General features: G+C 45.5%; 9 protein-coding genes and 1 pseudogene. 3 read left to right on the top strand and 7 right to left on the bottom strand.

Translation table 11 applies throughout. The features are described 5' to 3' along the window. Nucleotides 1-165 precede the first annotated feature (165 nt). The 3 genes from FS875_RS08810 to FS875_RS08800 form a co-directional block, all read right to left on the bottom strand. Nucleotides 166-354 carry a hypothetical protein gene (locus FS875_RS08810; protein ID WP_144755777.1) on the bottom strand — a complete coding sequence of 63 codons (189 nt, stop codon included), beginning with the start codon at nucleotides 352-354 and terminating at the stop codon, nucleotides 166-168. A gap of 2 nt (nucleotides 355-356) precedes the next feature. Beyond that, a complete protein-coding gene (locus FS875_RS08805) occupies nucleotides 357-746 on the bottom strand; it encodes a hypothetical protein (protein ID WP_144755774.1) in 390 nt (129 codons plus the stop codon). A 312-nt stretch (nucleotides 747-1,058) separates the two neighbouring features. Further along, nucleotides 1,059-1,376 carry a helix-turn-helix transcriptional regulator gene (locus tag FS875_RS08800; RefSeq protein ID WP_144755771.1) on the bottom strand — a complete coding sequence of 106 codons (318 nt, stop codon included), beginning with the start codon at nucleotides 1,374-1,376 and terminating at the stop codon, nucleotides 1,059-1,061. Between the two features lie 405 nt (nucleotides 1,377-1,781). On the opposite strand from FS875_RS08800, the gene FS875_RS08795 reads away from it, so the two are divergent. After that, entirely contained in the window at nucleotides 1,782-2,780 is a 999-nt protein-coding gene (locus tag FS875_RS08795; protein ID WP_144755768.1) for a YdaU family protein, read from the top strand. 23 nt (nucleotides 2,781-2,803) lie between these two features. Here the strand turns inward: FS875_RS08795 and FS875_RS08790 are convergent, their stop codons facing one another. Then, nucleotides 2,804-3,043, bottom strand: coding sequence for a hypothetical protein (locus FS875_RS08790; protein ID WP_144755765.1), 240 nt, complete (start codon nucleotides 3,041-3,043; stop codon nucleotides 2,804-2,806). Nucleotides 3,044-3,231: 188 nt separating this feature from the next. On the opposite strand from FS875_RS08790, the pseudogene FS875_RS11015 reads away from it, so the two are divergent. After that, a pseudogene (locus tag FS875_RS11015) lies at nucleotides 3,232-3,360 on the top strand (YdaU family protein); the annotation flags it as partial. An 84-nt stretch (nucleotides 3,361-3,444) separates the two neighbouring features. Then, a complete protein-coding gene (locus FS875_RS08780) occupies nucleotides 3,445-5,607 on the top strand; it encodes a bifunctional DNA primase/helicase (RefSeq protein ID WP_144755759.1) in 2,163 nt (720 codons plus the stop codon). Here FS875_RS08780 and FS875_RS08775 read toward each other — a convergent pair. The 3 genes from FS875_RS08775 to FS875_RS10685 form a co-directional block, all read right to left on the bottom strand. Next, a complete protein-coding gene (locus FS875_RS08775; RefSeq protein ID WP_246067895.1) occupies nucleotides 5,604-6,260 on the bottom strand; it encodes a hypothetical protein in 657 nt (218 codons plus the stop codon). The genes FS875_RS08780 and FS875_RS08775 overlap by 4 nt on opposite strands. 111 nt (nucleotides 6,261-6,371) lie before the next feature. Then, nucleotides 6,372-7,052, bottom strand: coding sequence for a hypothetical protein (locus tag FS875_RS08770; protein ID WP_144755753.1), 681 nt, complete (start codon nucleotides 7,050-7,052; stop codon nucleotides 6,372-6,374). A gap of 152 nt (nucleotides 7,053-7,204) precedes the next feature. Further along, nucleotides 7,205-7,792 carry a hypothetical protein gene (locus tag FS875_RS10685; protein WP_246067894.1) on the bottom strand — a complete coding sequence of 196 codons (588 nt, stop codon included), beginning with the start codon at nucleotides 7,790-7,792 and terminating at the stop codon, nucleotides 7,205-7,207. Between the last annotated feature and the right edge of the window lie 309 nt (nucleotides 7,793-8,101).

Here is an 8,101-nt window from a genome sequence, read left to right as displayed (position 1 = left end):
ATCGCCCTCCCAACACCATCAGCCCCAAACAGCGCCTGCCCCCAAACAGCCCCCCATCTCTCAAAACGAAAACGCACACCCCTCCCGTGAAAAAACACAGGAGGTCTTCAACTTTCCCGTCAACTTCCCCACCATCAAGTGGGGAAGAGCTTTTTTCCCATGCTGCTATTGCACGACAGAAAAATCATAGGTGCAATGTTCTTCCGCCAAGCTTTTTGCCATAGACAGAGCCACCTCTTGCGATATGAAAAGAACAGCATTGTGTTTTTGTGGTTCAAGTCTGATTAAATTTCGAGTCTTTCCAGCATAATAAAGGGGAAAGCCTCTATAAGACGTCTTGAGATAACTTGGCATGATTACCACCAATAGTCTGACAAGACATCACAAGGGCGTAGACGATGCTGTTTTTCATAAGAGCCATAAAGATTATCTTCATAATCGCTTACCACTCTTTCATTTAAACAGGCATGATAGGCTTCACTATTCAAAATGAAGGGCTGCAAGTGGGTATTTTCTTCGCTTATTTCATAATTTTCGACATAACAATCAGCGATTTGTTCGCTCACATCTTCAGCATGATTTGTTGTAAGATCAAATCGTAAAACTTTATAAACAGTTTCAGATTCTTCAATGAGTTCGAGCACTTCTTCGATTTCTTCGATAGGTCCTTCATAGCTATCGGGCTTTTCATCTTCACAAAGAATGATAACAATTTCATCCTCTTTAACGAATGGAATATTTTTCATGATTCTCCCCCTTTAGATAGTTGATAAAGCAGAGCTTCATCTTGACAAGATCAAATATAGCGTTAGTCTTATCTCCTCTATAGGAGAGATGTCAAGCATTTTATCCTTCATAAAAGATATATTTTAAGTCTTTGCGGGGTTCAAATGACACATATAAATAAAGATCTGCTATTTCTTTTTCCCCTCATTTTCTTTTTTGTTCTCTATTTGTTCTCACTTAATTGCAACGATAAACACACTGGAGAGATAAAATGAGTGATATGATATTAATAGAATACTGGAGTCGTCTTGATTTAAAAGCACAAAAAGAGATTATTTTGGAGCTTCGTCAACGGGTCGCCGCAAAAGAGTTAAAATCGCCTGTCTCTCTTCAGGAGAAAGCTTTGAAATAAGCTCTATAAATTCTTTATCTTCAGGGCTCGCCCCTTTTCCGTAAAGAATATAATTCATACTGATATCAATTTCGTGACAAATTCGCGAGAGAGATTCGATTGTTGGTTCTTTTCCTTCAGAAAGGATAGAATGAAGATATCCCGCGCCTTTACCGGCAGCGAGTGAGATAGATCTTTTTGATCGTCCACTTTTTTCCAAAGCGGTCCTTAATCTTTTACGCCAACCATCGATATTCATAATTTCACCATATAGCGCGTCTTTTTAAAAAAACACGTCCTTTTTACAAAACGGGCTTGCAATATCCTCTAAAAAGGATAAAATTAAGGAAACAAATTTTATTTTTTAGGGGGGAATAAAAAATCATTTTTTGCTCATAAAAACACTTTAACCACGCCACAAAAGACAAAAGATCACTTCCAAAAACTAATCCATTGAGAAGTGTTGTCCTTTTTATTTTTTCCATCATTATCATCTCAAGTTTTAAGTTTTCATGCCCTTCAAGCGCACCCACTCATTGATAAACATCATAAAAGAAGTCTCTTAGTCGTTACTAAGCAGAGCCACAGGCAACACAAGCTAAATTTCTGTTTGCGCTTTTATCGTCAATGAAACTGTATAAGAAAGAAGAAAGTAGATTGCCGTATGAAACACGTTGATCAACTAGAAACTCCTCACTATGAATCGTCTAAGCTTCCATATGTTTGTTGGTACCAAAATGATTTTCTAGGCGGTGTTCGTGGCATGCGGGCACACGAGATTGGAATTTATACGATTCTTCTCAATGAAATGTATGCACGCGGTCGTCCTCTAGAAATATCGGAAGAACGTTTAGCGCGTCTTTGCGGTTGTGACAAGCGAACTTTTGTTAATGTCTTAGGGATGCTCATTCGAGAAGGTAAGGTTTTAAATTTAGCCAATGGCTTATGGAACCAGCGTTGCGACAATGTTTTTCAAGAGCGTGAAAAATTGCTTGAAAAAAAATCCTTTGCGGGTCGTTCTTCGGCAAAAAAGCGCAAGAAAATCAATGCTGAGATTCAACAACTGCTTAACGAGCACACAAAAGATGATCAACAAAGCTCAGAAGCTCAAAAGGCAGAAGAAGAAAAGGAAACACCTATCGGTGTTTTTGAAAAGAATAGGGGTTTTGATGAGAAAGCAGTGGACCTTTCTTGTAAAGAGAGCCTTAAACAAAGTGCGCCGTCTCCCACTTTGACTTTCACCGCCTCACGAGCCGACTCCTCACCGGCAGAAACAAAGCATGAAAACAGCGCCACCACCGCTTCCCAAGCAGAGCTGCGAGAAGCCCCTCTCACAGCAAATGTTCCACAAAAAACCACTCCCTCCAGCATTATCAAAGGGCACCGCCTTCCTGAAACTTGGCAAGCAGACATCAAAGCAGCTGTTTTAGAAGGTTTAAGTGAGAGCCAAGCCCATTGGCAAGCCAAGAAGTTTCGCGACTATTGGCAAGCCAAGAGCGGCAAAGAAGCCTTGAAAGCAGATTGGCAAGCCACATGGCGCAACTGGTTTCGCCGTGAGATCGAACGGTTAGAACAGAAAAAACAGGAAAGCATCTCACCACACTCCTCTGAGAGCAACGAGAACCTTTACCGCAGTCTGATCAACTATAGCGACGACTATTGACATCACATGGTCCAACCCTTTTCTCACACCAACAAACGCGGAGGGCGCTCATGTTTCAAAACCATAAACAAAATCTCATTAGGCAAAACAACTCTGGACAGACCAAGGGGCGCCCAAACAACAGGCAAAGTAGCCACCATAAAACGCATCATCATCCCCCACACAGTTCTCATCATAACAGCGTGATCCCCCACATGCCTCATCTTTTCCACACAAAGGAACACAACACCCACAAACCGCCCCCCTTCTCTTGTCACCCACACACTTTGCCCCACTCCCCGGCAAAGGCTCCACTTCCCACAAAGGCAAACAGATAGCAACGCAGCCCTGTTAGAAGGATCAAACAACGTGCACACCCTTCAAACAACACCCGCAAACCGCCCCACCTTCTCTTGTCACCCACACACCTTGCCCCACCACCAACCGGCAAGGGTTCTGCTTTTCACAAAGGCAAACAGACAGCAAGGCAGCCCTGTTAGAAGATTTAAGTGAGAGCCAAGCCCATTGGCAAGCCAAGAAGTTTCGCGACTATTGGCAAGCCAAGAGCGGCAAAGAAGCCCACAAAACAGATTGGCAAGCGCCATAGCGCTACAGATTTCGCCATAAGATTGTATGGCGAGAACAGCAAAATAAAATCCCAAAACGCATAAGATCGCGCATAACCATGAGCACAATTTTTGAAATCAAACAAAAACTTATCGCCCAAGCTGATCGGATAGTAGAAATGCTTCTTCCCCAAGGGCACAAACGTGGCAACCATTGGATTGTTGGCAACACACGCGGTGAGCCTGGTCAAAGTTTATCGATTTGCTTAAGCGGCAGTAAAGCAGGGCTTTGGTATGATTTTGCAGAAGGTATCGGAGGCGATATTTTAGACCTTTGGTGTGAAGTCAAAGGTATTAGCCTCTCTCAAGCACTCGAAGAAGCACGCGCAGCTCTCAATCTCACACGCCCCAAACCTTTTATGGCTCCCCAACGCTCCTACCGCCGTCCACCGGTTCCTAAAAGTCACCCCCCACAAAATTGCGTCAAAAACTATCTCCACAAGGAACGCCATATCCCTCTAGAGATTATCAAGCGCTACCGCATAGGAGAAGAAGGTGAAAAAATCATTTTCCCCTTTTATAAACCCGATGGCACCCTTGCTTTAGTCAAAGAACGGCTTGCACAAGCAGGCGCCAAAACAAAACCCACAGCAGCCCAGTGTGAACCGATTTTATTTGGTTGGCAAGCCCTTTACCCTACAGCCCACACGCACACCTCTCAACCCACACCCACAGCCCACAGCACCATGCACACCTCTCAGCCCACACCCACACCCCACACCGCCACGCACACCTCTCAATCCACGCCCACACCCCACACCGCCACGCACACCTCTCAACCCACACCCACAGCCCACAGCGCCACGCACACCTCTCAGCCCACACCTACACCCCACAGCGCCACGCACACCTCTCAACCCGCGCCCACAGCCCACACCGCCACGCACACCTCTTCCCCCACGCCCACAACCCACACCACCACGCACACCTCTCAACCCGCGCCCACACCCCACAGCGCCACACAGATGCCTCAACATGTGTCCACAGACCCCGCGTTGTTTCCCACGCTTTCTTCAACAAACCGGACAATTGTCATCACAGAAGGAGAAATTGATGCGCTATCGCTTGCCGCCTATGGCTATCCAGCGGTTTCTGTCCCCTTTGGCGGTGGAAAGGGAGGCAAGCACAACTGGATTGAAAATGAATTTGATCATTTAGAAGCGTTTGAAACCATTTTTTTAGCCACCGATATGGACCAACCCGGAGAAGAAGCCGCTCTTGAAATTGCCAGCAGGCTTGGGCGTCATCGTTGCTACCGGGTTCGCTTACCCCGCAAAGATGCCAATGAGTGTTTAACCACAGGGATTGATGCAGCCACCATAAAAGCGGCTTTTACTTGTGCCAAAAGCTTTGCCCCAGAAGGTTTACGGCGCGCCTCAGACTATAAAGATCAAGTGATTGGGCTTTTTTGGCCAGAGCCTGAAAAACATCTTGGCTATACGGTTCCCTATCCTAAACTTAAAGATAAATTGCATTTTCGCCCTGCCGAATTAACGCTGTGGAGCGGGGCGAGTGGTGCGGGCAAAAGCCAATTGTTATCCGACTGTATTCCCCATTGGATTGCGCAAAACAGTCGCCTTTGCTTAGCCTCGCTAGAGATGAAAGGAGAACAGTCGCTTCGGCGTTTAACCAAACAAACAGGCGGCTTAGAAAAGCCTACAAAAGAGACCATTGAACGCATTTTGCATTTTTTAGACGATGGGCTTATTCTTTATGAACATGTTGGCAAATCGAGTGTTGACACGTTGCTTGATGTTTTTGACTATTGTCGTGCGCGCTATGGGTGTGATCAATTTATTATCGACAGTCTCATGCGGCTTGGCATTGCCTCTGATGATTATGCAGGGCAAGAACAAGCGGTTTATAAAATGGTGGATTGGGCTGTTTTAAACACTGTACATATTCATCTTGTCGCCCATGCCCGCAAAGGGGGACTGGATAAAGATATCCCCGGAACAGAAGATATTAAAGGCGCCTCAGAAATTGGGGCAAATGCTTTTAACATCATCACCATTTGGCGCAATCGGTCTTTAGAAGATAAAATTTTTGCCGCCTCGCTAGCGCAAGAAAAAGCCGATTTAGTCAAACGCCCCGGTGTCATTATGAATATTGCCAAACAACGTTCTGGTGATTTTGAAGGCAAAATCGGTCTTTGGTTTGATCCCCAAACCTACCGCTATCGCTGTTCTTTTGAACAATCTTTTCCTCGACGTTATCTTTAACGCCTCTCCTCACTTTTTTTTAAAAAACGTCCCGCCATCACACGCGCAGACTTCATTCCCTGAAAAATCAAAAGAAAGAGACTTATTCTCATAATGGACGATACATCCTGATTCGAGAACCAAAGCCAGCTCCAACCCAAACGCTCTGCTCCCAGAAAAGCAAAGGAAAGGACAAGAACCCAAATGCAGATAAACAGCAAATAATTCAAAACATACAACACCCTCTGCACCAGAGTATCGCTCTGCGCGCGTATAAAGAACCCCAAGAGCAATTTCCACAAGAGTGCCAAGACCAACACCTTCAAGAACAGCCCTCTGGTGCTATTCATAACGCCGACGCCCACCACAAAAAGCCACAGGATAAGCCCTATCATGCCACAAAACGCCATCACCTTTAAAACACCAGCCCAAACCACAGGCAGACTTTTTACGCTGAGATGCATCACACCAAGGACAGCGGTAAAAATGCAAGAAAATACCGCCCCTTTCAACAATAATGCCTCGCTCACAGGGACACTTCTAACACCTGCACAAATAAAACCAAGATAAAGAGCCATCAAGCCATACAAGACCACCCATCTCCAAAAAAGCAGCCAGCCTCTCACCCCACGGCGCGCAGCTGCCTTATGAAGAAAAAGCAAGCCAACAGCCAAAATGCAAGCAAACACCAACAACATCAAAAAAAAACAAATCGTTCGACATCAATATCCCCAATAGCCTACAGTAAAGTTAAAGGTCACGCCCATAAGACAGAAAAACACCACCTACCTCAAGAACCAAGCCCATAGAACACGCGCAGACTTCATTCCCTGACAAATCAAAGGAGCAAGAAATCCACAAATGAAGATCAATACATTCTGATTTGAGAACCAAAGCCAACTCCAACCCAAACGCTCTGCTCCCAGAGAAACAAAGAAAAGGACAAAAGCCAAAATACAGCCAAACAGCAAAAGATTCAAAACACGCAACACTCTCTGTACCAGAGTATCACGATGCGCGCGTATAAAGAACCCCAAGAGCAGTTTCAACAAGAGTGCCAAGACCAACACCTTCAAGAACATGCCTCTTACGCTATTCATATCGCTGACGCCCACAATAAAAAGCCACAGAATAACCCCTATCATGCCACAAAAGAGGATCACCTTCACGAACCCAGCCCAAGCAACAGGCAGACTTTTTACGCCCCCATGCAGCAAACCAAGGATAACAGCAAAACTGCAAGAAAACAGTGCTCCCTTCAACAATAGCTCCCCGCTCACAGCGTTTCTCCCCACGCCTGCACAAATAAAACCAAGGTAAAGAGCAATCACGCCATAAAAGAGCACCCACCTGCCAAAAAACATCCAGCCTTTCACCCCGCGGCGCGCAGCCGCCTTATGAAGAAAAACCAAGCCAACAGCCAAAATGCAGACCAATAACAGCAAAAATAACCCATCAAGTAGCATCAACGCCCTCCTCCAGCAAATCGCCCCAAAAAACGTTCACAATGCCCCCCTCTCTCTCCAAGAGGCAAAATCCAAGGACAATTTCACCCACACTCTATTCACCCCCCACACTCTATTTACCCCCCATACTCTATTCACCCCCCACACTCTATTCACCATTGCCGAAAACACGACTCTATACAAACGAGCCCCAACATTTTCTCCTTGTCAAACAGAAATGCTTGGGCAGCCACAAGAGCACAGACAAAGCAAAGGAGGACAATGCAGCCAATTGCCATTCTTTTCCAAAACAAGGCTTGCGGCACAACCGAACTCTCCCCTCCCACATAAAGAAAATCAAACCAAGTTATACCAAAGCGTTTTGCCCCTCGATCAATAAGTGCAAAAACAAGTCCAAGAACAAGACCCCAAAGGACATCAAACACCCACCGATTGGAGAACCAAAGCCAAGTTATGCCCAAATGCTCCGCTTGCTTATAAATAAAATTAGTGAGAGCAACAAAAATGAAACCAAACAACAGAATCTTGAAGAAAAAAAACTTCTTTACACCGCGCCGCTGCAGTACTTCATACCCCACCATAAGGAGAATGCCGGGAATACCATAAAATGCCAAAGCCCGTAAAAATACGTCCCACGTCATCCCCAACGCCTTCATTTCCTCATAAACAGCCCCAAAGACAGCAAGCACAATGCAACAAAAAACCCCACTCTTTAAAGACAAAATTCCGCGCAATGCCATGGCCGCCCCCATCAAATTATTCGCTCATCAAGCCATTTAAGGAAAATTGACCATGCAACAAAACACCCCTCTTTTCAAGAGGCAAAATCCATGGGGGGGGGCTCCCCTCACATCCACATACACAGCACAACAATCCAAGCCATCCTCAAGGGCGCATACGCACCACGCATAACACACCCAACAGCTCTCACCATCATCCCCACCACATTTTTAAAAAAACATGCGCTTCACCAAACTTTTATACGCATCCGCCACCCCCTTAAACAAACAAAGCCCCTCGCTATGGCGCGCAACAATTCCAGCCACCCC

This window comes from Bartonella saheliensis (genome assembly GCF_902162175.1).
This window is presented reverse-complemented; position numbering and strand designations above follow the sequence as displayed.